This is a genomic window from Lactococcus formosensis (assembly GCF_018403745.1).
Lineage (GTDB): Bacteria > Bacillota > Bacilli > Lactobacillales > Streptococcaceae > Lactococcus > Lactococcus formosensis.
Genome location: NZ_BOVP01000011.1, coordinates 1 through 22526, shown reverse-complemented (window position 1 = coordinate 22526; position 22526 = coordinate 1). Strand labels below are relative to the sequence as shown.

The following is a 22526-nucleotide window of genomic DNA, read 5'->3' as shown; positions in this document are numbered from 1 at the left end:
AATAGGATTTTTACAAGGCGTTCATTTATGAAAAGTATAAATCCGCGCGTGAAGAATAGATCATCGATGATAGTCATCAATTGATTGTTGAGGAACAAGAAACGGGAAGTACTTAATAACTAAGGCGAAAAAATTGATAGAAGGCGGTAAATATGTTCCATAAAGAGTAAAACATATCCGAGAGAGCTTTACCTTACTTGCCTTTAGCGACAAATTATCCTCAAATGCAAGTAAGTTTAGTCAAAAACTTCCTGAAATCCGCTATGAAATTTGGTTGTTTGGAAGTGTCCTTTGGAAATAAATCGACCTTGATGATTGGTTTGAAACAAGAAGTATAATAAGCAAGGAGAAGAGGAGATAATAGATGAGACTATGGCATGAAGCTTTAATAAAGCACCTTCCACGGATGCAATTGCTCGGGCAGCACCGAGAATGTTGCGCTTTAAGAGGCAGGGGATGGGGCAAGCCCCACGCGACTGTAAACTACGTTTTTCACTATTCTCCTTATAAATTATTTCAATATCATCTATGGATAATGGAGGAGATGAAGCGAAGAGGATATAAGCCTGCTAAAGAATGGGAAAACCCTTTGTATCGTGGAAATCATTGCTCAAGTTACGAGTCGCTAGAGAGAGTACCTTTAACTAAGCCAATTTATCAAGAACACGATGCAGATTATTTGATAGAGTGCCTTAATAATTTAAAAGCTAAGAATATAAGGATTGCGCTCTAACAGTAACAGCAATCGAAATTTTAGGAGTTATATTATTAAAAATAAAAAAACGAGGGCAAAAGTCTCTGTGTCTGTTCGCACTTTTTTGGTAATTTTACTTGCTGCACTGTTGATTTATTTCAGCCCTCTTTTATTAATGTTGGGGTCTTTTGTATTAACGGAAGCAAGTGCTAAAATGTATAGTCAACAAAATATTACGGCTATCATTAAGGATCCAGAGATGCGAGGTGCCAAGATTCAGCATGATAATGACAGTTTGAGCTTATCATGGGAGGCCTTAAGCACTCCTATGATAAATATTAAAAATGCTTCTACCAAAGACCTAGAACGTTTAGCAAAATCTGTTTATGGTGAAAAAAATTATGACAGATGTGTCGTCAAAAAAGCGAATCTTGACTCTAAAGTAGAGTTTTATAAAGAAGATTCACTTATTTATACTGTAAACTTTACAGGAGATTAGTATTTACAGCGAAAAGAGAAAACAAGAAGCTCAAGGAGGAAGATAAAATGGAAAATGAAAAAATGAGTTTAATAAATGCAATAATGAGTGCCTTTTTAGGCAGCGTCGTTATTGTACTGTCTCTTTTTGGATTTCAACTCTTTTGGAATACCAATCCATACTTTAATGGCACTCATGGACACGTACCAGAGAATTGGAATCCTCAGCTATTGTTAGGGATGTTTGGCGTAACTGTAGTTATTAGTATTATTTTGATTATCATGGGAGTTGTTGACCGTAAATCTTCTACAGAAAAAGATACAAAGCGTGCAGGTTTTTATTTTATCTTAGGGGGAATATTTGGACTGTTTCCATTTTTAGGTTTTATTGGAGGAATCTTAACTTGGATTGGAAGCGGAATGAGTGCAAAGGATGAGTAAAGCACGAACAACTCTTTATGAAACAGAAGATATAAGAGGAGAGAATTAAAATGAAAAAAGCCCAACCTTTTGAAACTTACTTTAATGATGAGGATTTAGAGGAAGAAAAACTTGCTAGAATGCGACTTACACGACAGTTGGTTCATACTATCTATCCTGATGTGCAAGAACGTGTTTCTTATGCAATGCCTGGCTTTTATCCTAAGGAGGCTAAGAAAGCAACGCAACAACTCTTTTTGCTCATGGCTAATAAGGGTTGGTTAGGTATTTACGGAACACAAGGAATGGAAGAAAATGACTTTTCTTCTTTTGCAGACTATAATATTGAATTCGGGAAAGGCTCACTCAAAGTTCCTTATGATATGCCCGAGTCTGAGTTAAAAAATTTACTACAACTTATAATGAATCACAATGCTAAGAAAAATGGATTTGATATCTCTTAAATATAAAGAATTTCCTAAGTATTTAGGCTAGGAATGTAACATTACATAAGCTCAATTCCTAATAATTGTTAGAAAATAAAAAATGCACCTTTTAGGTGCTCAGACTTATTAAAATAGATTGGAAAAAATCATGAAAATTGTCATTTATATTTGCGAAATAGTAGCAATAATTTTATTGTACTTATTTGCGCCACTCAGTCTTTTGCTTAAAATTATCGGGTTTATAATAATTATTTGCATTGCGCAGTACGCTATTTCAATGTTAAAAGAGAATGAAACGAATGATACTCTTTCTTAAGGCTTTCCGGCGGGCTTTCTGGTTTTTCACAGTATTATGATTAGCTCACAAAATAGAAGGAACACTAATAAATGACTAAAAAACATATGAATTTATTGATTACATTACTATCACTTATCGCTATTGCAATGAATTTTATATTTTATAATAGCAACCCATACGTATCCCTAGCAATAGCTGTGGTTTTAATGTTTAATCTTTATTTCTCATTACCTAGAAGAGCAAAAAATAAACCCAAGAAATAACAAACAAAGAATTATAAAGGAGAAAATAGAGTAGGAATGATTCAGAAAAGGGAATGGGAAAAATCTTTCAAGAATGTGAATGGGCGTGAACCCAATGAACAAGAATATCAACAAGCTGTTTCTGAAGGTTTAGTAAAAGAGGAAGTTATACGTAGTAAAAATGATAAAAGAACAATAATTATTGTGGGAAGCATTTTGGGTACACTTCTCGCCATTATAATTGCTATATTATTAACTATATTTTTCTATCCTAAACCTTCAAATGATCAAACTGCTACTTTTAATGATGGTTCATCAAAAAGTACTTTAAGGAGTGCAAGTACGTCAATGGCACAGTCAACAAGCTTGTCAGAGCACGACCGCCAAGTTCTTATGGATTGGGATCGTCTTTCCTTAAACCAACAGATAGCATTGCTAGCACAGACCTATGCAGGAATAAATCCACAAACGACTCTTCTAAGTGCAGAAAAAATAGCAATGACCGCAAATGGTAATGCTGGTGTGAATGATGGATATATTCAATGGTATGATGATACAAATGTTCAGCATAAATTAGATGTAGTCATCAATAACAATACGGTTATTTTTAATTACATCGACAATATGAGCGGTCAACCTCAGAAAAAAGAAGCAAAAATAAATTCTTTGTTATCTACTTATTATCAAAACGGCATATCTAAACAGACGACAGACAATATTGCTCTAAAAGTGGTTACTCCAGCGGAATTGCAAAGTTCCGACCCTAAATCGATTATTTATGAAGCTCTCATTAATAAAGGGTTTAGACGTTCTTTAGTAAGTTACGATGGAATGGATGTAGATACAGCAATGAAAAATGGTGCGCCTCAAAATTTAGCTCATGATGGTACTCAGTATTACTATTTTGAAAGCAAGGAGTCTGTTAAAACAACAGGGGTGGGTAACTATGCTTATTCGGCAAATCATCCTTATAAGATAACAGACACGGATATTGAGATAGGATATATAAATAATGCACCAGGAAATATGGCCAAAATCCCATATAGAATTGAAAATGGCTCGGTAGTTTTTGAAGCTTCTTCAGTTAATTTTGAAGGTCACAATATTGTTTTTTCCTTTACAAAAGACCCAACTGCTAAAGATTATATCTACTCTAAAAAAGAAAGTCAGTGATAAAAGTACGAGTCGTTTTTAAGAAACACTATGTCTGTATTCTCATATAATGTTTACCCTAATAACATAAAAAGCAATCTATATAATATTATACTCAAACTTTATAACAAAGTAATACAAAAATCTTCAATATTGAGCGTATAAGCTTACGTTGAACATCTTTATATCAAATTAGAAATCATACGAAAGTCTGAAAAGTTTCCTTCAGAATATGATAAAATTAAAGTATAGCCAGTTGGCTGATGAAATAAGTAAAGAAAGCTTGTTATAACAGGAAACAAGGATGGAGGCTAAAAATGCATATGACAGGAATGATGATGGGTGGAATGCATGGATTTATACAAATAATTCTGATTCTACTAGTGGCACTTTGGCTGATAAGCTTAATGAAAAATAAATCAAATCAAAAGAATAAAACAGCAAAAAAACCACCACGTAAAGAAAATATACAACGTTATCAAGAAGCAGGGCTTTCTGAGAGCGATATTGAAATTTTTCGTGACACTTTAGCAGATGCTAAAGAAAACATTGAAAAGTGGGAGACAAATACGAAGAAAAATGACGAGTTAGAGGTTGTTGAATCCGTAACAGGTGGTCTTGAAGCAAGTAAGCTCCTCTTTAAACATATCGTGCAAAACCCAACGCAATTGACAAAACAGAATGATTTTCTCTATAAAGACCTACCAAATATGGTGAAATTGACAGAGAAATATCTGGAAATGCAAAAGCAATCTGTCAAATCTGAAGAAGTTAGTCGTGATATGGATGAAACGTTGCTTCTGATCAAAACATTGGCAATGAACATCTCTAAAAACTATCATGAAATTTTGATGGATGATGTTAATGTTATTAAGCACGAAGTAAAGTTTGACTAAGGAGTGAGAATGGAAAATCCTATTTTAGATGAATTAATAAATGATGACAAGGTCGTGAAAGAGGCAGAAGCACTTTCAGAAACCCAAAAGACAGAGCTTGTCGATATGCATCAAAGAGCATCCTTGCGTGCGATAGATGCACTAAGCCCAGAAGAACGTGAAAAGGCGAAAGAACTAGCCAAACAACTTGATGAGAATAGTTCGCAGTCAGTGATTGCTTATGGTGCAAATGCACAAGATAAAATATCTGCTTTTTCACAAAGTGTTTTGGATAAAGTTCAGGCACAAGATTTAGGAGATGTTGGTGGTTCATTGACTGATTTGATGTACAATCTCCAACAAGCAAATCCAAATGAACTTGTTGCTGAAAATAAAAGTGTCTTCCAAAAAATGTTTGGTAAGGTTAAAAAATCAATCTTTGAAGTCACTCAAAAATATCAAAAAATCGGAGCTGGAATTGATAAGATTTCGGCAAAACTCAACAATGAACAACAGGGCCTTCTTCAAGACAATGAGATGCTTGACAAGCTTTATGACGAGAATCTCAACTATTTCAAAGCTCTTAATGTTTACATTGCAGGCGCAGAGTTTAAGATTGAAGAATTGGAACAAGAAATCCTTCCTGCAGCTCGACAAGAAGCACAAGGCGCTGGTGATGACGGAGCTTTAGCTGTTCAAAAGGTCAGTGATCTTGAAGCCTATAAAAATCGTTTAGATAAACGAGCGCACGACTTACGTTTGGCGCGGCAATTAACGATTCAGCAAGCCCCACAGATTCGTTTGATTCAAAATACAAACCAAGAGCTTGCAGAAAAAATTCAAACATCAATCAATACAGCCATTCCCTTGTGGAAAAATCAAGTCGCTATTGCTTTGACTCTCTTGAAACAAAAAGATGCTTTAGCGAGTCAACGTATTGTTTCAGAAACAACGAATGATCTTTTGCGTAAGAATTCTGAAATGCTTAAATCTTCAACGATTGAAGCAGCTGAAGAAAATGAACGTGGACTTATTGATGTAGAGACATTGAAAGTTACACAACAAAACCTTATCGATACAATTCAAGAAACGATGCGTATCCAATCTGACGGACGTCAAAAACGTCAGCAAACGGAGCAAGAATTGGTCAAAATGGAAGATGAAATTAAACAAAAATTGCTCGAACTTTCCAATAAAAAATAAGCAAAAAGTCAAGTATTGATATATACCAATTCTTGACTTTTTTAGTACCGAGTGTTAAAATGTTGGAGAATACAAAGTATCGGAGGAACCCTTTTATGACTTACTATATTAAAGCAGACAAATTTTTCTATCCTTATGAAGTGAAAACAGGTGGTTTCCTGCAAATCACAGACGGTAAATTTGGAAGCTGGATGGCAGAAGCGCCAGCTGGAGCTGAGGTATTGGATTACTCAGGTCAATCCATCGCTCCTGGTTTGGTAGACACACACATTCACGGTTTTGGTGGAGCAGATACCAATGACCGTAAAATCGAAGGCATCGTCCAAACAATGAGTGAAGGACTTTTAGCAGCAGGTGTTACAAGTTTTTTCCCAACAGCTGTGACTGCAAGTCATGAAGAATTGTTGGAAGTCGCTGACGAAATTGGTTCAAATGTGGATAAAGCAGCTGGAGCTAAAATCCGTGGACTTTTCTTTGAAGGTCCTTACTTCACAGAAGAATTCAAAGGTGCTCAAAACCCTAAATACATGCGCGATCCTTCATATAGCGAACTTGCTGAATATGGGAAAGCTGCAAAAGGTTTGCCAATCAAAATTGGTATTGCGCCAGAACGTGAAGGCTCAACTGATTTTGTTAAAGAAGCGGTGGAACACGGCTTTACAATCGCTCTTGGTCACTCAAATGCAACTTACGCAGATGCAGTAGCAGCTGTTCAAGCAGGTGCTTCAATGTGGGTACATGCGTTTAATGGGATGCGTGGACTTAATCATCGTGAACCAGGTATGGTTGGTGCAGTATTCAACTTACCAAATACTTATGCAGAATTGATTTGTGACGGCTTCCACGTACGTCCAGAAGCATGTCAAATTTTAATGCGTGAAAAAGGCACAGATCATGTTGTATTAATTACCGATTCAATGCGTGCTGCTGGCTTAAGCGACGGCGAATATTATCTTGGTGAATTCCCAGTAATCGTCAAAGACGGTGCAGCACGTTTGAAAGAAGGCGGCAATCTTGCTGGATCAATCCTTTTACTTAAAGATGCAGTGAAAAACGTTGTAGATTGGCAAATTGCAACACCAGCTGAAGCTGTAAAAATGGCTTCTTTGAATGCTGCTAAATCTACGAAGATTGATGATGTCTGTGGTCAAATTAAAGAAGGATTAGATGCAGACTTTATCGTTCTTGATGAACATCTTGAGCTTGTGGCAACTTATCTTGATGGTGAAAAACGTTATCAAGCCTAATAAACAGTTCCGTAAAGGAACTGTTTTTATAACTTTAAGATACAAAAAAGAGTTTTAGACAGTAATAATCTTTTTGTAATCTGAAAACCATTACATTTGAAAAACCGTAAATAAAAACGCTATCATAGCGTTTTTATGAGATTTTTTTTTCCTATCGTGATATAATAAACAATGAAATAAAAATTGAACTTTAAATTTGCAGTCGCAAATATAAGTATCAGATATGATGGAGGAAAAAACTTTAATGAAACGCATTGCAGTTTTGACTTCTGGTGGTGATGCACCAGGTATGAACGCAGCTATTCGTGCTGTTGTTCGTAAAGCGATTTCTGAAGGTATCGAAGTTTACGGTATCAACCACGGATATGCAGGGATGGTAGCGGGCGATATTTTCCCACTAACATCTGCAAGTGTTGGTGATAAAGTTGGACGTGGCGGTACATTCTTGTATTCAGCACGTTTCCCAGAGTTTGCTCAACTTGAAGGGCAGCTTGCGGGTATCGAGCAACTTAAAAAACACGGCATCGAAGGTGTTGTTGTTATTGGTGGTGATGGTTCTTATCATGGTGCAATGCGCTTGACTGAACATGGCTTCCCAGCAGTAGGACTTCCAGGTACTATTGATAACGACATCGTTGGTACAGATTTTACAATTGGTTTCGATACAGCTGTATCTACAGTTGTGGACGCCATTGATAAGATTCGTGATACATCATCATCTCACCACCGTACATTCGTTGTTGAAGTTATGGGACGTAATGCTGGAGATATCGCACTTTGGTCTGGTATCGCCGCAGGTGCTGATGATATTGCAATTCCTGAAAAAGAATTCAAATTTGAAAGTATCGTACGTAATATCAAGTCAGGCTATGCTAAAGGTAAAAATCACCACATCATCGTAGTTGCTGAAGGCGTTATGTCAGGTGAAGAATTTGCCATGAAGCTTAAAGCTGCTGGTGATGATTCTGACCTTCGTGTCTCTGTTCTTGGTCATATCCAACGTGGTGGATCACCTACAGCGCGTGACCGCGTTCTTGCATCACGCATGGGTGCTCGTGCAGTAGAATTGCTTCGTGATGGTATTGGCGGTGTAGCTGTCGGTGTCCGTAACGAACAACTTGTTGAAAGCCCAATCCTTGGTACTGCAGAAGAAAATGCACTTTTCAGTCTGACAGATGAAGGTAAAATCGTTGTCAACAATCCGCATAAAGCAGGATTGGAACTCTATCGTTTAAATGCTGATTTAAACAACCTTGACATCAAATTTAATTAAGTTATTGTTAGTAATCTTATTTGGTTGATGTCAGAGTGAAGTTAAAACACTGAATGCTCACATTGACTAAATAATGAGTACATTTATAAAAATAGGAGAATTACTCAAAATGAACAAACGTGTAAAAATCGTCTCAACACTTGGCCCTGCAGTAGAAACTCGTGGTGGTAAAAAATTCGGAGAAAAAGGATACTGGGGAGAAGAGCTTGATGTTGAAACATCAGCACAAACCATTGCTGATTTGATCAAAGAAGGTGCTGACGTTTTCCGTTTTAACTTCTCTCACGGTGACCACGCTGAACAAGCTGCTCGTATGGCAACAGTACTTCGTGCTGAAGAAATTGCTGGCCGTAAAGTTGGTTTCTTGCTTGACACTAAAGGTCCAGAAATGCGTACAGAAGTGTACGAAGATGGTGCAGACGAATATAAATATGTTACTGGTGATCAATTCCGTGTTTCTACAAAACAAGGTTTGAAATCAACTCGTGATAACATTGCCTTGAACGTTGCTGGTGGGCTTGATATCTTTGATGATGTTGAAGTTGGTCAAACTATCCTTATCGATGATGGTAAATTGGGTCTTACAGTAGCTGCTAAAGACGTTGAAGCACGTGAATTCGACGTAGTTGCACAAAATGACGGTGCTATCGGTAAACAAAAAGGTGTTAACATCCCTAACACTACTATTCCTTTCCCAGCTCTTGCAGAACGTGACAACGACGATATCCGTTTTGGACTTTCACAACCAAATGGTTTGAACTTCATCGCAATCTCATTCGTACGTACTGCTAAAGACGTTAACGAAGTTCGTGCTATCCTTGAAGAAACTGGTAATACACACGTTCAACTTTTGGCTAAAATCGAAAACCAACAAGGTATTGATAACCTTGATGAAATCATCGATACAGCTGACGGTATCATGATCGCTCGTGGTGACATGGGTATCGAAGTACCATTTGAAATGGTTCCAGTTTTCCAAAAAGAAATCATCCGTAAAGTTAACCAAGCAGGTAAAATCGTTGTTACAGCAACAAACATGCTTGAGTCTATGACTGAAAAACCACGTGCAACACGTTCTGAGATCTCTGACGTCTTTAACGCTGTTATCGATGGTACTGATGCAACTATGCTTTCAGGTGAATCAGCTAACGGTAAATACCCACGCGAATCAGTTCGTACAATGGCTACAGTTAACAAAAACGCGCAAACATTGTTGAAAGAATACGGACGTCTTCACCCAGAAAACTTCGATAAAGATTCAGTAACAGAAGTTGTAGCATCAGCAGTTAAAAACGCTGCAGAATCAATGGAAGTTAAACTTATCGTTGCTTTGACTGAGTCAGGAGCAACTGCACGTTTGATCTCTAAATACCGTCCAGAAGCTGACATCTTGGCAATCACTTTCGATGAAAAAGTTGAACGCGGATTGATGATCAACTGGGGTGTTATCCCAATGCTCATGGACAAACCAGCTTCAACAGACGATATGTTCGAAGTAGCTGAAAAAGCTGCCTTGGCTTCAGGTCTTGTTGAATCAGGTGATAACATCGTTATCGTTGCTGGTGTTCCAGTTGGTTCAGGACGTACAAACACAATGCGTATCCGTACAATCAAATAATAAAAAGCTTCAGAGCGTTTTGCTCAGCATAAAAGACACCTCAATGGGGTGTCTTTTTTATATTAATTTTCTTTGTTCAAAGTCCAAGAAATATAAACGTATTCAGCTTTAAATGTAAGCGTTATAATGTGATATAAATCACTTTCCAATGTGACAAGAATGTGAAAAAATGCTATAATAATAAAGTAAACATTATTATTGCATTCAGGAAAGGAATGAACAATTATGACTAAACAACATAAAAAAGTTATCCTCGTTGGTGATGGTGCCGTAGGTTCAAGCTATGCTTTCTCACTTGTAAACCAAGGAATCGCCCAAGAATTGGGTATCGTAGATATTTTCAAAGAAAAAACTCAAGGTGATGCAGAAGACCTTTCACACGCTCTTGCGTTCACATCTCCTAAGAAAATCTATTCAGCAGATTACTCTGACGCTCATGATGCTGACTTGGTTGTGTTGACTTCAGGTGCACCACAAAAACCAGGTGAAACTCGTTTGGACCTTGTAGAGAAAAACTTGCGTATCACTAAACAAGTTGTTACTGAAATTGTAGCATCTGGTTTCGATGGTATCTTCCTTGTTGCTGCTAACCCAGTTGATATTTTGACATATGCAACTTGGAAATTCTCTGGTTTCCCTAAAGAACGTGTTATCGGTTCTGGTACATCACTTGACTCAGCACGTTTCCGTCAAGCATTGGCTGAAAAACTTGATATTGATGCTCGTTCAGTTCACGCTTATATCATGGGTGAACACGGGGACTCTGAGTTTGCTGTATGGTCACACGCTAACGTTGCGGGTGTTAACCTTGAAGAATTCCTCAAAGATACTCAAGGCGTTAAAGAAGAAGAATTGGTGGAGCTTTTTGAATCAGTTCGTGACGCTGCTTACTCTATCATCGAGAAAAAAGGTGCGACATTCTATGGTATCGCTGTAGCTCTTGCACGTATCACAAAAGCTATCCTTGACAACGAAAATGCTGTATTGCCACTTTCAACTTTCCAAGAAGGTCAATACGAAGGCGTTGAAGGACTTTACATCGGTCAACCAGCTATCGTTGGTGATAAAGGTATCGTTCGTCCAGTCAACATTCCATTGAACGACGCTGAATTGCAAAAAATGCAAGCTTCAGCTAAACAACTTAAAACTATTCTTGATGAAGCATTCTCAAAAGAAGAGTTTGCTTCAGCATCTAAAAACTAAGAATAAAAAAACACCTAAATTTAGGTGTTTTTTTGTGTGAAGCTTTCAAAATTTTTTCGTATTAAATAGTAAGAACGAAAAGTTGGAGAAAGAGATATGATATGGCTAAAAAAGTGCATTATGGTAAAGTTTTTCAAAAAATAAGGCAAAGAAGGAAACTATCACTCAAGGATTTTGAGGATATCGTACCTCGGAGAAGTTTGTCGCGTTATGAACGAGGAGAGACTGTTTTTCCTATAGCTAAACTAGAGGCTTTATTGGAAAGATTGAACTTAAATATTATTGATTTTTATCATGTGATACACAAAGAGAAAATATATGCTAGATATGGAAAAATATTTACACAAATCAGAAAACAAAGTGGTTTCTCACGAGAAGCCTTTGCGCACCTTTCTGTTTCTGAAGAACAAATGAAACTTTTTGAATCGGGGCTAATTATGTTTGAGTTTGATAAACTGTATGCCATACTTATGGAGATGAACATAAGCCTTGAAGATTATTGTTCTCTCCTCGATAAAGGGAGTGAAAGCCCTATAGAGTTTCTTTGGAAGCAGGTAGATCTTGCTTATTACAGAGGTGATACGCCGAAACTGAAGAGTTTGTATGAGGGCCTTGCTGAGTGTAATGAACACTTTTTTCTATCACTTTGCCTCAAAGGAATGGTGGACAACATTTCTGACCAAGAGAGAATAGCAATTAAAAAATATTTTATCACAAGAGAATACTGGACTACTCGAGAACTCTTTATTTTTCAATACAGTGCTAAGTTTCTAAGTTCAGATCACTTAAAGTTAGTTTGCGAAAATTTGCTATATTCTAAAACGCTTTTTAAGGAAAAAAATACTTATCCTAGACGTTTAGTCTTGGCGGGGCTTGAAATAACGCTCTTAAGACTAACGGGAAATAGTCTTCTTGAAGCAGAATATTTCTTGGCATTTGCCAGAGAGTTTGTTCAAGAAACAGATGATCTTGCAAAAATGGCTTACCTTTTTGTCGAAAGCTTATTTAAATACAAACAAACTGGAAAAGGACAGTACAAAACAACAATGAAGTCTATTTGTAAAGCTTCCTATATGTATGATGGACTAATGAAAAACTGGTATCATAAAAATTATGAAAGCTATATAAGGGGGGACATATCTAACTAAAGTTATCTTATCAAAGACATGAGGTGCTTTATATTTACAGAAATTTCTACAGCTTGAGTGTTACTTACTATCAAAGACAAATTAATAAGAGTGTCCTCCTCGAAAATGTTAAATTTGATTATAGTGGAAAGAGTAGCATATTTTGGATTAAAGTTCCAAGGCATAATGTCGTCGATTAGACAAGAGGTATTTGATGTAGACTGTATAATTCTAATAGGATGGAGGTATGTAAGAAGTGATTTTTGTCAGTATAGTTTTAATAGCACTCATAGTTTTAATTATCGTACTTGTTTATTTTCTTAAAAAGCTTATTATGAAAATAAACAAGTAATTATCAACATATTGTAATAAATGATTTTGTATGCTCTTAAAATATAAAAAGCATTTCAACTTGAAATGCTTTTTATTTTATTTTGTTTTGATATAGTTAACACCGTCAGCTTTAGGTGCAACAGCTTTTCCAAGAAAGGCCGCAAGAACGATGATTGTTACTACGTATGGTGCCATTTGGAGGAAAGCAGATGGAATTTCTTTAATAACGGGAATTTGTCCACCTACAACAGCGAGTGAGGTTGAAAGTCCGAAAAGGAGGGAAGCAAGCATCGCTCCAACAGGATTCCATTTACCAAAGATCATAGCAGCCAATGAGATGAAACCTTGTCCAGCGATTGTAGCTACAGAGAAGTTACCTGAGATTGATTGTGCGTAAATTGCACCACCAATACCTCCAAGGATACCAGAGATGACAACCCCAGCATAACGCATAAGGTAAACATTGATACCAAGAGTATCTGCTGCCTGAGGATTTTCACCTACAGAGCGAAGACGAAGTCCGAATTTCGTTTTAAAGAGAAGATACCAAGAGAGGAAAGCAACGAGAATTGCTAGAAAACCTGGTAGTGAAGTTTGTGAGAAGAAGATTTTTCCAATCACAGGGATTTTTGAGAGGACTGGGAAGTTCCAATATCCGATTTGGTTAGTGATGTTTACTTGACCGGCATTATAAAACGTTTGAATCAAGAAGACACCAAGCGCAGGAGCCATTAAGTTAAGAACAGTACCTGAGACGATATGATCGGCACGGAAGTTAATAGTTGCTACCGCATGGATTAGGGAGAAGACCCCACCGATAAATGCACCAAAGAGGATAGAGAGCCAAGGGGTCATTCCACCAAACGTCTCAGTGAAAGTAAGGTTAAAGACAACGGAACTGAAAGCCCCCATTGTCATAATACCTTCTAGACCAACGTTGACGATACCACCACGTTCAGAGAACACTCCACCGATACTTGTGAAGATTAAAGGTGTTGAGTAAATAAGCATATTTGCAACAATAATTTGCAATGTATCTACAATATTCATTATGCTTTTTCTCCTTTCTTCTTAATATTTGGGAGAACTTTTTCGATAATATATTTTACGGCAATAAAGAAGATGATTGTAGCTGTGACAATCTGTACAATTTGCGGCGGGATATTATCGATATTACTCATATTACCTGAACCAGTTTGAAGCATTGAGAACAAGAAGGCAGCAAACAAGATACCGACAGGATTTGTTTCACCCAAGAGGGCAACAGCCATACCATTGAAACCAATATCTAGTGTTGCGGATTGTGTAACGAAGTTTTGCATGTATCCAAAACCATAGACAACACCTCCAAGCCCCGAAAGAGCTCCGGCAACTAGCATTGACATGATAATTGTACGTTTTGCTGAAATCCCTGCATACTCAGACGCATCTGGATTTAAACCGACAGACTTGATTTCAAAACCAAGTGTTGTCTTAGAAAGAACAATAGCCATAATGACAAGAACGATTAAAGCGATAAAAAGTCCAATATTCAAGGTTGAATTATTTGTCAAATCTGACAACCAACCTGTACGGAAGGAAGCATTTGCACTAATCAACTTTGTTTGGTCCGTTGAGTTAGGCATCATGATTTTTGAACTAAAGACATCATGAATCAAGAAGGTTGACATAAAGAGGATGACATAGTTAAGCATGATTGTAGTGATAACTTCCGAAGTACCTAAGAAAGCACGTAAGATACCAGGAATTGCACCCATGAGGGCTCCAAAGAGCATACCAATAATTATCACTAACGGAATCATAATCGGTTTAGGGATTCCAGGGAAACTGAGGGCAAACCACATAGACGTAATCCAGCCGGCAAGAGCCTGACCTGACATACCGATATTAAAGAGACCGGCCTTCATACCAACAGAGAAACCTAAGGCACAAAGAATCAAAGGACCCATTGTTTGAAGTGTTTCACCAATGGCACGTGGTGTACCAAAGGCACCGATAATTAAATCTTCGTAACCATAGATAGGATTAAAGCCGAAGATGAGCATAATGATTGCACCAATTAAGAAACCAGAAAGTACGGCGATAATAGGTACAAGGATTTTTTTAGTTTTGCTGTTCATTGATATTACCTCCGACCATGAGAATTCCAAGTTCTTGTTTGCTTGTCGTTTCAGGACTGACAATTCCTTGAATTTGTCCGTCATGAATAACAGCGATACGGTCCGAAACATTCAGAATTTCATCTAATTCAAAAGATACAACGAGTACAGCTTTTCCTTCATCACGTGCTTGAATCAAGCGCTTGTGGATATACTCAATGGCACCGACATCAAGCCCACGTGTAGGTTGAGCAACAATAAGCAAGTCGGGGTTACGATCGACTTCACGTGCAATCACAGCTTTTTGCTGGTTCCCACCTGAAAGTGATTTGAAAGGAATTTGTTCGCCAGCACCACGGACGTCGAACTCTTCCATAAGTTCACGGGCTTTGGCATTGATTTTATTGTAGTCTAAGAAACCATACTTACTTAATGGTGCTTTGTAGTAGGTTTGAAGCGCAATATTCTCAGCCACAGTCATCTCGAGTACTGCACCATCACGGTGACGGTCCTCTGGGACGTGACCTACAGAGTCTTCTATAATCTTACGAGGTTTGTGGGTAGTGATGTCTTTTCCTTTGAGTTTAACCGAACCAGAATCAATCTTCATCAAACCAGTAATGGCTTTAATCAATTCTGTTTGACCATTACCATCAATACCGGCAAGACCTACAATCTCTCCTGCACGTACATCTAAAGAAAGGCCTTTTACAGCGAAGGAACCACGTTTTTCTTTAACAGAAATATTATCAATACAGAGAACGACTTCCTGCGGTTGAGCAGCTTCCTTTTCCGTTTTGAAGGATACGGAACGCCCAACCATCATTTCAGCCAGTTCTTTATTTGACTTATCACCAAGTTCGACTGTTTCAATAGAAACACCGCGGCGAATAACTGTGATACGATCGGCTACGGCACGGATTTCATCAAGCTTGTGTGTGATAAGGATAATGGACTTGCCTTCTTTAACCAAGTTGCGCATGATTTCCATGAGCTCAGTGATTTCAGAGGGAGTCAACACAGCTGTAGGTTCATCAAAAATTAAGATATCTGCTCCACGATAAAGTGTCTTCAAAATTTCGACACGTTGCTGTTGTCCAACAGAGATATCGCGAACAAGTGCATCGGGTTCGACGGAAAGTCCATAACGTTTTGACAATTCCACGATTTTATTTCGAGCTGTTTTAAGGTCAAGGCTTAAGCCTTTCGTTACTTCACTGCCGAGCATGATATTTTCAGTAACAGTAAAGGCATCGATCAGCATGAAATGCTGGTGAACCATACCGATACCAAGCTGAGAAGCTTTTGTTGGAGAGTCTATTTGCTCGAGTTTGCCGTTAACATGAATCTCGCCTTCTGTAGGTTCCAGAAGACCAGAGAGCATGTTCATCAGAGTTGATTTACCGGCACCATTTTCACCGAGCAAGGCGTGAATTTCACCTTTTTTCAGCTCCAAGTTGATCTTGTCATTTGCGACAAAGTCACCAAACTTTTTGGTAACGTTGATCATTTGGATAACATTTTCGTTGGCCATGGCGGCTCCTTCTAAAAAAATTTATGACATAATGCCTAAAGTTAAAAAAGAAAGACCTACTGGGAAGCCCTAATATATCTACACTTTAGACAAAATAATTACATTTTATTATAACAAATATTAGGGCTTTAATAAAGAACTTTCTATACCTAAAAATGAAGCGTTTTCATATATTGTTAAAATTTTCAGTGTTTTAAAGGGTTTTAGACAATTTTTACATAGAAATTTTAACTGGACTTTGATAAACTAAAAAGTTCACAAAAATTATATGTGAACTTTTTTTTATTTTATTTTTGCATTTTTAATGACGGTTTCATCCGGTGTAACACGAATAGTTTTTTGTCCGGTATAAGTCACAAATCCTGGAGGAGTTCCTGTTGGCTTATGAAGTTTCTTAACATCGATCATATCGACCTGCACTAAGTTAGAATAACGGGCTTTCGAAAAATAAGCAGCGAGTTCTCCAGCAAAAGTGATTGTTTCATCTGAAGGATTTGCATTGCCAGTAATTAAGACGTGGGAACCAGGAATATCTTTCACATGGAACCAGAGGTCACCCTTACGGCTGAGTTTAAAACTGACTTGCTCATTTTGAAGGTTATTTTTACCAACAAGAATAATGGTTCCATCTTCAGCTTGATACTTTTCTGGTGGCAACATTTTTTGCTTTTTATTGTTACGATATTTGGCTTTAACAAAACCTGTTTGTATTAGTTCTTCACGGATATCAGTAATTTCAACAACATCAGCATGTGTAAGGTTTGCTTCAACGGACTCTAAGTAAGAAATTGTCTGTTTGGTATTCTCTATTTGATCACCAAGGAACTTCACCGCCTGTTTTAATTTTTGGTAACGGTGGAAGTAGCGTTGGGCATTTTGTGAAGGACTGAGTGCAAGATTTAAGCTAATCGTGATTGGCTCATTGGTATAATAGTTATCTAAGGTCACCTCAGGTTTATCGTTGGGAACTTGATGGAGGAAAGTCGTAAGTAGCTCCCCTTTTTGGCGAAAAATTTCAGCATTTTCTGTCGCGCGTAACTCCGCTTCCTGTTTTTTGAGCTTGTCGCGATTTTTTTTGAGTTCATTTTGAACCTTTTTGATCACTTCGCTGGCAACCTGTTTTACACGATCACGTTCGGCTTTGTCTGCATAATAAACATCTAACATTTCAGATAAGCTGGGAAATTCTTGATAGTCTTCCCCGAGTTGAATGGCCGAAAATTTATCATTAGGATAGATTGAAGGAAGAACTTTATGCAATTTTTCCTTGAATTCCGGAAGTGTCAAGTTCTCTAAAGCTTGCAGGCTATCACGCCCGATACCTTGAAAGGTTGACTGCAGAGTGTGTGTCTGGAGCGCTTCAAAAATCTTCTCGTCAGAAGCCACAAAAGGGTCCACTTTATCGCTTGCTGGCGGTGCAATATAAGTCGAACCCGGAAGAAGAGTACGGTACTGATTTTGTGAAAATCCCACGTGTTTAATGGTTTCGATGATTTTATTGCTGCTTTTATCCATAAGGATAATGTTACTGTGTTTCCCCATGATTTCGGCAACTAGCGCAATCTTCATGGCGTCACCAATTTCATCTTTGGTTGAGATATGGAAAATTAATTGGCGGTCATTGCCTACTTGCTCGATTTCTTCAATAAAAGCACCAGAGAGATACTTGCGTAAAATCATGACAAAATTATTGGGATTTTGAGGATTTTGGAAGTCGGTCTTAGTGATTTGGATTCTGCCGAAAGTTGGATGAGCAGATAATAATAATTTGTGTGATGTTCTTCCTGAACGAACCGTTAAAAGAAGTTCTTGTTCAAAAGGCTGATTAATTTTTTGAATTCGTCCTCCTTTAAGGATGTCAGAAATTTCAGCTGTCATATGATGTAAAAAAATACCGTCGAAAGCCATATTTTACCCCGTGTTTCTTAATAATCTAATGCTTATTTTAACATAATTATGAGGGCTGTTGGTAAAAATTATGTTAAGATGTCTATAAAGAAAGGTTTAACAGATGAAAAGTTTAAAAGAAGAGATACAAAAGCTTGCGGCAGACCTCAATATTCAAAAAATTGGATTTACAAAAGCAGATGATTTCGAATACCTTCGTGCCTCTTTGATTGAACAGAAAGAAGCAGGACATACTTCTGGCTTTGAGCATAAAAATCTCGACGAGCGTTTACAACCAAAGTTGTCTCTCGAGGATGCAAAAACAATCATATCCATCGGTATCGCCTACCCAAATAAGGCAGAAGGAAAACCAGAAAAAACAGAGTATCGTCGAGGTTCCTTCTCCCGAGGAAGTTGGGGCGAAGATTATCACCACGTGCTTCGACGAAAGTTAAAAGAACTTGCGGAAGGAATAGAAAAAATAGCGGGAAGCTTTAACTATACAGCCATGGTTGATACAGGGGCACTTGTGGATGTCGCTGTCGCTGCGCGTGCAGGATTGGGATTTGTGGGGAAAAACGGTTTACTTGTCAGCAAGGAGTATGGTTCCTGGATGTTTTTGGGAGAACTGGTGACCAATTTAGAGATTGAAGAAGATCAGCCTGTCGATTATGGCTGTGGCTCATGCACACGCTGTGTTGATTTTTGTCCGACGAAGGCTCTTTTAGGGGATGGGCGCTTAAATGCACAGCGCTGCTTATCCTATCAAACCCAAACACGGGGGGCAATGCCAGAAGAGTACCGTGAAAAAATTAAAACAGTAATTTATGGCTGTGATATTTGCCAAGTGGTTTGTCCCTATAATAAGGGAATAAACAGCCATTTCCATCCTGAAATGGAGCCAGATCCAGACTTAACAAACCCAGAGCTGCTCCCACTTTTGGATTTATCTAACAAGGAGTTTGCGAATAAATTTGGCAATATGGCAGGAAGCTGGCGAGGCAAGAATCCTATCCAACGTAATGCCATCTATGCGCTGGGTAATGCGAATGATCGTACGGCTCTACCCAAATTGCATGAGATTGCGGAAAATGATGTTAGGGATTACATGGTGGATGCCGCAGAATGGGCGATTGAAAAACTTGAAAATAAGCATCGTATGCGACCACGAAAAAGATAGGAGCCTTGGAGCTGCTGTCTTTTTTTGGACAAATATGCTAAAATAGAGCCTATGGAACTATCTGAAATTAGAAATAAACTAGAGGCATATGGTCAGAAAGTCGAAGATTTTCGTGGCTCACTTGACTTAGATCGCCTAGAAGAAGAAATCGCTTTGCTTGATAATGACATGGCTGAGCCTGATTTTTGGAATGATAATGAAGCTGCGCAAAAAGTTATTGATGAATCAAATGCGCTTAAAGCAAAGTATGAAAACTTCATGTCAATTGCGACACTTCATGAGGACAGCGAAGTCTTGTTAGAGATGCTTCAGGAAGAAGACGATGAAGATATGCAAGTCGAGCTTGAAGAGAATGTTGAGAAGTTGGGTAAAAAGATTGAAACTTACGAGTTGGAAATCATGCTTAACCAACCTTATGACCACATGAATGCCATCTTGGAAATTCATCCAGGATCCGGTGGAACCGAGTCACAAGACTGGGGCAGCATGCTCATGCGTATGTATGAACGCTGGGGCGCTGCACACGGCTTCAAGGTAGAAGTTTTGGATTATCAAGACGGAGATGTTGCAGGTCTAAAGTCAGCAACATTGAAATTTGAGGGCCGAAACGCCTATGGCTTCTTGCGCGGCGAAAAGGGGGTACATCGTTTAGTCCGTATCTCACCTTTTGACTCACAAAATCGTCGTCATACTTCATTTACTTCGGTAGATGTCATGCCAGAACTTGATGATACAGTTGAAGTTGATGTTCGTGATGCAGATATCAAGATGGATACTTTCCGCTCAGGTGGTGCAGGTGGGCAAAACGTCAATAAAGTCTCAACAGGTGTACGTTTGACACACATTCCTACAGGAATTGTTGTGGCTTCTACAATGGACCGTACACAGTACGGTAACCGAGACAAGGCGATGGCGATGCTGAAGTCTAAACTTTATCAATTAGAGATGGATAAAAAACAAGCCGAAGTTGATGAACTTCGTGGTGATCAGTCAGACATCTCTTGGGGCAGTCAAATTCGTTCTTATGTCTTCATGCCTTATCAGTTGGTCAAAGACACAAGAACAGAGTATGAGACAGGACAAATTGATAAAGTAATGGACGGAGATCTTGATGGCTTTATCCATGCTTACCTACGTTGGAAAATGTAAGTGGGTAATTCGAGTGAAATTCATTTGTAACTTTAAGGAAAAAATGTAAAATAATTTATACCTAAAAATCTTTTTATCTGGTATAATGAGAAGAACTTTGTTTTTTTTGAATCAGAAAGAGTGGTTTCAAAAAAATATTTCTTATTCCTATTTATAGAGGATGAGAAAGAAAAAAGTTGCAAAACAATTCAATGGAGACTAGGGATAATGAGTATTATTAAATTAAATAATGTATCAAAAAAATACTCTAACGGAACAACAGCCTTACGTAACATCTCTCTTGACATCGAAGCAGGAGAATTTGTTTATATTGTTGGACCGTCTGGAGCTGGTAAGTCGACCTTTATTAAGTTGCTCTACCATGAACTAAAAATTGATAAAGGAACAGGCGTCGTTGCTAAGTTTGACCTGATGAAACTTAAACGTCGTGATGTGCCTTTATTGCGTCGCTCTGTAGGAGTTGTCTTCCAAGACTACAAACTTTTGCCGAAGAAGACTGTATATGAAAATATCGCTTATGCGATGGAAGTTGTCGGGAAGCGTCCGCGTGAAATTAAAAAACGTGTCAATGAAGTCTTGGATCTTGTAGGTCTTAAACATAAATTACGTTCTTTCCCTGATGAACTTTCAGGTGGTGAACAACAACGTGTGGCTATTGCACGTTCAATCGCTAATGCCCCTAAACTCTTGATTGCAGACGAGCCTACAGGAAATTTGGACCCAGAAAATTCATGGGAAATTATGAACTTGCTCGAAAAAATTAACTTGCAAGGAACGACTGTGCTTATGGCAACACACAACAGCCAAATCGTAAATACCTTACGTCACCGTGTTGTTGCTATTGAAAATGGACGTATCGTTCGAGACCAAGCGGAAGGAGATTACGGTTACGATGATTAGAAATTTATTTAAACATTTATTGGAATCACTGAAAAATCTCCGTCGTAATGGATGGATGACTGTCGCAGCAGTTTCCTCTGTAATGATTACTTTGACTTTAGTCGGACTTTTTCTCTCAGTTATTTTAAATACGGCGAAATTGTCAAGCGATATTGAAAAAAACGTACGTATTGTAGCGTATATGGATTTAAATGTTCATGATATGGACAAAAAAATTGAAGATCCCAAAGATCCTAAAAAAGAAATCAATAATCCAAACTATCGTAAAATTTATTCAGAAATTGAAAAAATCCCTGATGTTGCTTCAATCAAATTCTCAAGTAAAGATGAACAACTTAAACAATTGACAGAGACATTGGGCAGCACTTGGGCTCTTTTCCAAGGTGATGCTAACCCGCTCTACGATGCTTATATCGTTGAAGCAGATAACCCACAGGATGTCGAAAAAGTTGCCAGCGCGATTAAGAAGATTAATGGTATCCAATCTGCAAACTATGGTGGTGCCAATACAGAACGTATCCTTGCTTTAGGGAATAACGTGAAGATTTGGGGTGGTGCAGCAGCAGCTCTGCTTATCTTAGTTGCCGTCTTCCTCATCTCAAACACAATCCGTATCACGATCATGTCACGTCAACGTGAGATTCAAATTATGCGATTGGTGGGAGCACGTAACGGTTATATTCGTTGGCCATTCTTCCTTGAAGGTGCTTGGGTTGGACTCTTAGGAGCTATTGTCCCAAGTGTATTGATTGCTTGGCTTTACAACCTTGCTTTCACAAGCTTCACACCAAGCTTGAAACCACAAAGTCTATATCTGCTTCCCGCAGACACCTTTGTACCAATGATGGTTGGCTTACTCTTCCTTATCGGTATCTTGATCGGTTCACTCGGAGCAGTAACTTCAATGCGTCGTTTCTTGAAAGTTTAAAAACAAAAAAAGTTCTACGAAGAAGTAGGGCTTTTTTTGTTGCTCAATTATCCTCTGCGCTTATCTTAGAAACAGAGAAGAGGTTGTCATGAAGAGCTCCCCCTAATATTATTTTGAAAATTACAAGAAAAACATTACAATAATGTTATATAAATGTTATTATCGTTACTTAATGATAACAAAATACTTGACGGGGTAAAGCAGATGACTTATAATCGGTCAGCACAGCACAGCACAGCAC

20 protein-coding genes are annotated in these 22526 nt (G+C 38.0%); 16 read left to right on the top strand and 4 right to left on the bottom strand.

Features of this window, described 5'->3' with window-relative positions; all coding sequences use genetic code 11:
- Positions 1 to 364: 364 nt before the first annotated feature.
- The 12 genes from KJS37_RS09935 to KJS37_RS09880 all read left to right on the top strand — a co-directional run bounded on the left by KJS37_RS09935 (position 365) and on the right by KJS37_RS09880 (position 12296).
- Positions 365 to 733, top strand: coding sequence for a TIGR02328 family protein (locus tag KJS37_RS09935; RefSeq protein WP_017369077.1), 369 nt, complete (start codon positions 365 to 367; stop codon positions 731 to 733).
- A 67-nt stretch (positions 734 to 800) separates the two neighbouring features.
- A complete protein-coding gene (locus tag KJS37_RS09930) occupies positions 801 to 1193 on the top strand; it encodes a hypothetical protein (RefSeq protein ID WP_244851409.1) in 393 nt (130 codons plus the stop codon).
- 47 nt (positions 1194 to 1240) lie between these two features.
- Entirely contained in the window at positions 1241 to 1612 is a 372-nt protein-coding gene (locus KJS37_RS09925; RefSeq protein WP_017369079.1) for a hypothetical protein, read from the top strand.
- Positions 1613 to 1662: 50 nt separating this feature from the next.
- Positions 1663 to 2055 carry a hypothetical protein gene (locus tag KJS37_RS09920; RefSeq protein WP_165713279.1) on the top strand — a complete coding sequence of 131 codons (393 nt, stop codon included), beginning with the start codon at positions 1663 to 1665 and terminating at the stop codon, positions 2053 to 2055.
- A gap of 579 nt (positions 2056 to 2634) precedes the next feature.
- Complete coding sequence (locus tag KJS37_RS09915; RefSeq protein ID WP_213497196.1) at positions 2635 to 3750, top strand: hypothetical protein; 1116 nt, start codon at positions 2635 to 2637, stop codon at positions 3748 to 3750.
- A gap of 296 nt (positions 3751 to 4046) precedes the next feature.
- The gene (locus KJS37_RS09910; protein ID WP_165713281.1) at positions 4047 to 4625 is read left to right on the top strand and encodes a 5-bromo-4-chloroindolyl phosphate hydrolysis family protein; all 579 of its coding nucleotides are present in this window, start codon (positions 4047 to 4049) and stop codon (positions 4623 to 4625) included.
- Positions 4626 to 4634: 9 nt separating this feature from the next.
- Complete coding sequence (locus tag KJS37_RS09905) at positions 4635 to 5807, top strand: toxic anion resistance protein (RefSeq protein WP_017369084.1); 1173 nt, start codon at positions 4635 to 4637, stop codon at positions 5805 to 5807.
- 95 nt (positions 5808 to 5902) lie between these two features.
- The gene (gene nagA / locus KJS37_RS09900; protein WP_017369085.1) at positions 5903 to 7054 is read left to right on the top strand and encodes an N-acetylglucosamine-6-phosphate deacetylase; all 1152 of its coding nucleotides are present in this window, start codon (positions 5903 to 5905) and stop codon (positions 7052 to 7054) included.
- Between the two features lie 244 nt (positions 7055 to 7298).
- On the top strand, positions 7299 to 8327 hold the full coding sequence (pfkA, locus tag KJS37_RS09895; RefSeq protein WP_004258348.1) for a 6-phosphofructokinase: 1029 nt from the start codon (positions 7299 to 7301) through the stop codon (positions 8325 to 8327).
- A 109-nt stretch (positions 8328 to 8436) separates the two neighbouring features.
- Positions 8437 to 9945 (top strand): pyruvate kinase, encoded by a 1509-nt coding sequence (gene pyk, locus KJS37_RS09890; protein ID WP_014025066.1) that lies wholly within the window; start codon positions 8437 to 8439, stop codon positions 9943 to 9945.
- 225 nt (positions 9946 to 10170) lie between these two features.
- The gene (locus KJS37_RS09885; protein WP_004258341.1) at positions 10171 to 11148 is read left to right on the top strand and encodes an L-lactate dehydrogenase; all 978 of its coding nucleotides are present in this window, start codon (positions 10171 to 10173) and stop codon (positions 11146 to 11148) included.
- A gap of 101 nt (positions 11149 to 11249) precedes the next feature.
- Positions 11250 to 12296, top strand: a complete 1047-nt coding sequence (locus KJS37_RS09880; protein ID WP_165712108.1) for an Rgg/GadR/MutR family transcriptional regulator — start codon at positions 11250 to 11252, stop codon at positions 12294 to 12296.
- A 408-nt stretch (positions 12297 to 12704) separates the two neighbouring features.
- Here the strand turns inward: KJS37_RS09880 and KJS37_RS09875 are convergent, their stop codons facing one another.
- From KJS37_RS09875 to KJS37_RS09860, 4 genes are all read right to left on the bottom strand, one after another.
- On the bottom strand, positions 12705 to 13658 hold the full coding sequence (locus KJS37_RS09875) for an ABC transporter permease (RefSeq protein ID WP_096368466.1): 954 nt from the start codon (positions 13656 to 13658) through the stop codon (positions 12705 to 12707).
- Positions 13658 to 14728 carry an ABC transporter permease gene (locus KJS37_RS09870; RefSeq protein ID WP_165712107.1) on the bottom strand — a complete coding sequence of 357 codons (1071 nt, stop codon included), beginning with the start codon at positions 14726 to 14728 and terminating at the stop codon, positions 13658 to 13660. The genes KJS37_RS09875 and KJS37_RS09870 overlap by 1 nt, the downstream gene beginning before the upstream one ends.
- Positions 14712 to 16241, bottom strand: coding sequence for an ABC transporter ATP-binding protein (locus KJS37_RS09865; RefSeq protein ID WP_165712106.1), 1530 nt, complete (start codon positions 16239 to 16241; stop codon positions 14712 to 14714). Before KJS37_RS09865 ends, KJS37_RS09870 begins: the two co-directional genes overlap by 17 nt.
- A gap of 282 nt (positions 16242 to 16523) precedes the next feature.
- The gene (locus KJS37_RS09860) at positions 16524 to 18149 is read right to left on the bottom strand and encodes an Rqc2 family fibronectin-binding protein (protein ID WP_213497194.1); all 1626 of its coding nucleotides are present in this window, start codon (positions 18147 to 18149) and stop codon (positions 16524 to 16526) included.
- A 103-nt stretch (positions 18150 to 18252) separates the two neighbouring features.
- On the opposite strand from KJS37_RS09860, the gene queG reads away from it, so the two are divergent.
- From queG to ftsX, 4 genes are all read left to right on the top strand, one after another.
- Complete coding sequence (gene queG / locus KJS37_RS09855) at positions 18253 to 19308, top strand: tRNA epoxyqueuosine(34) reductase QueG (protein WP_213497192.1); 1056 nt, start codon at positions 18253 to 18255, stop codon at positions 19306 to 19308.
- 51 nt (positions 19309 to 19359) lie between these two features.
- Complete coding sequence (prfB, locus tag KJS37_RS09850) at positions 19360 to 20457, top strand: peptide chain release factor 2 (RefSeq protein WP_017369092.1); 1098 nt, start codon at positions 19360 to 19362, stop codon at positions 20455 to 20457.
- Between the two features lie 207 nt (positions 20458 to 20664).
- Positions 20665 to 21357 carry a cell division ATP-binding protein FtsE gene (gene ftsE / locus KJS37_RS09845; RefSeq protein ID WP_017369093.1) on the top strand — a complete coding sequence of 231 codons (693 nt, stop codon included), beginning with the start codon at positions 20665 to 20667 and terminating at the stop codon, positions 21355 to 21357.
- Positions 21350 to 22285: a permease-like cell division protein FtsX gene (gene ftsX / locus KJS37_RS09840; protein WP_165712103.1), complete on the top strand. Its 936-nt coding sequence runs from the start codon at positions 21350 to 21352 to the stop codon at positions 22283 to 22285. The genes ftsE and ftsX overlap by 8 nt, the downstream gene beginning before the upstream one ends.
- Positions 22286 to 22526: the final 241 nt, after the last annotated feature.

What these genes read in the sequence shown, in the direction of transcription:
- KJS37_RS09935 (WP_017369077.1), top strand. Translation starts at nt 365, where the DNA reads ATGAGACTATGGCATGAAGCTTTAATAAAGCACCTTCCACGGATGCAA.
- KJS37_RS09925 (WP_017369079.1), top strand. Translation starts at nt 1,241, where the DNA reads ATGGAAAATGAAAAAATGAGTTTAATAAATGCAATAATGAGTGCCTTT.
- KJS37_RS09920 (WP_165713279.1), top strand. Translation starts at nt 1,663, where the DNA reads ATGAAAAAAGCCCAACCTTTTGAAACTTACTTTAATGATGAGGATTTA.
- KJS37_RS09915 (WP_213497196.1), top strand. Translation starts at nt 2,635, where the DNA reads ATGATTCAGAAAAGGGAATGGGAAAAATCTTTCAAGAATGTGAATGGG.
- KJS37_RS09910 (WP_165713281.1), top strand. Translation starts at nt 4,047, where the DNA reads ATGCATATGACAGGAATGATGATGGGTGGAATGCATGGATTTATACAA.
- KJS37_RS09905 (WP_017369084.1), top strand. Translation starts at nt 4,635, where the DNA reads ATGGAAAATCCTATTTTAGATGAATTAATAAATGATGACAAGGTCGTG.
- nagA (WP_017369085.1), top strand. Translation starts at nt 5,903, where the DNA reads ATGACTTACTATATTAAAGCAGACAAATTTTTCTATCCTTATGAAGTG.
- pfkA (WP_004258348.1), top strand. Translation starts at nt 7,299, where the DNA reads ATGAAACGCATTGCAGTTTTGACTTCTGGTGGTGATGCACCAGGTATG.
- pyk (WP_014025066.1), top strand. Translation starts at nt 8,437, where the DNA reads ATGAACAAACGTGTAAAAATCGTCTCAACACTTGGCCCTGCAGTAGAA.
- KJS37_RS09885 (WP_004258341.1), top strand. Translation starts at nt 10,171, where the DNA reads ATGACTAAACAACATAAAAAAGTTATCCTCGTTGGTGATGGTGCCGTA.
- KJS37_RS09880 (WP_165712108.1), top strand. Translation starts at nt 11,250, where the DNA reads ATGGCTAAAAAAGTGCATTATGGTAAAGTTTTTCAAAAAATAAGGCAA.
- KJS37_RS09875 (WP_096368466.1), bottom strand. Translation starts at nt 13,658, where the DNA reads ATGAATATTGTAGATACATTGCAAATTATTGTTGCAAATATGCTTATT.
- KJS37_RS09870 (WP_165712107.1), bottom strand. Translation starts at nt 14,728, where the DNA reads ATGAACAGCAAAACTAAAAAAATCCTTGTACCTATTATCGCCGTACTT.
- KJS37_RS09865 (WP_165712106.1), bottom strand. Translation starts at nt 16,241, where the DNA reads ATGGCCAACGAAAATGTTATCCAAATGATCAACGTTACCAAAAAGTTT.
- KJS37_RS09860 (WP_213497194.1), bottom strand. Translation starts at nt 18,149, where the DNA reads ATGGCTTTCGACGGTATTTTTTTACATCATATGACAGCTGAAATTTCT.
- queG (WP_213497192.1), top strand. Translation starts at nt 18,253, where the DNA reads ATGAAAAGTTTAAAAGAAGAGATACAAAAGCTTGCGGCAGACCTCAAT.
- prfB (WP_017369092.1), top strand. Translation starts at nt 19,360, where the DNA reads ATGGAACTATCTGAAATTAGAAATAAACTAGAGGCATATGGTCAGAAA.
- ftsE (WP_017369093.1), top strand. Translation starts at nt 20,665, where the DNA reads ATGAGTATTATTAAATTAAATAATGTATCAAAAAAATACTCTAACGGA.
- ftsX (WP_165712103.1), top strand. Translation starts at nt 21,350, where the DNA reads ATGATTAGAAATTTATTTAAACATTTATTGGAATCACTGAAAAATCTC.